The organism is Paracraurococcus lichenis (assembly GCF_030657435.1).
Classification (GTDB): Bacteria; Pseudomonadota; Alphaproteobacteria; order Acetobacterales; family Acetobacteraceae; genus Paracraurococcus; species Paracraurococcus lichenis.
The window spans coordinates 1-464 of record NZ_JAUTWS010000482.1 but is presented as its reverse complement, the minus strand read 5'-3'; the positions used below and the strand labels follow the sequence as shown (position 1 = coordinate 464).

1 pseudogene is annotated in these 464 nt (G+C 67.5%); it reads right to left on the bottom strand.

Features of this window, described 5'->3' with window-relative positions:
• Window positions 1-464 (bottom strand): annotated as a pseudogene (locus tag Q7A36_RS40890) (hypothetical protein); the annotation flags it as partial.

Here is a 464-nt window from a genome sequence, read left to right as displayed (position 1 = left end):
GTGACGCCAGCCTTGAGCAGAATGCCTCGCAGTCGAGGACAGCCATCGGTGAAGGCCGTCAGCGCCGTGCCCTTGCTGCATCCTACAGCATTGAGACTGCAGCGGATCAGCGCCGCAGGGTCGGTGTCAGTCTTGGCGACAGCGCCGAAGACCTGTCGCCTGCCGGTTGTGGTCTCGACATTGCCGATGCGGACCTCCAGGTGCCGCTCGCCTTCCTCACAGCTCCGGATGAAGGTCGAATCCAAGGTCACCACGATGGCCTCGGCAGGTGTGGCTGGTTTGGCCGCCGCCAGCACCGGCAGGCTCGCGGCGACCTTGAAGGTGTGACGGCGCAGGGTCTCGGGATCGCTGCCGGCGTCCACCGGAAGCACCTGCGCCAGCACCTCGGCAGCCGCCCGGTACGGCATCAGCGACGAGAGCTGCGCCCGCAACCGATCCAGCTCCGGGGTCGAGCGGATGTGCCG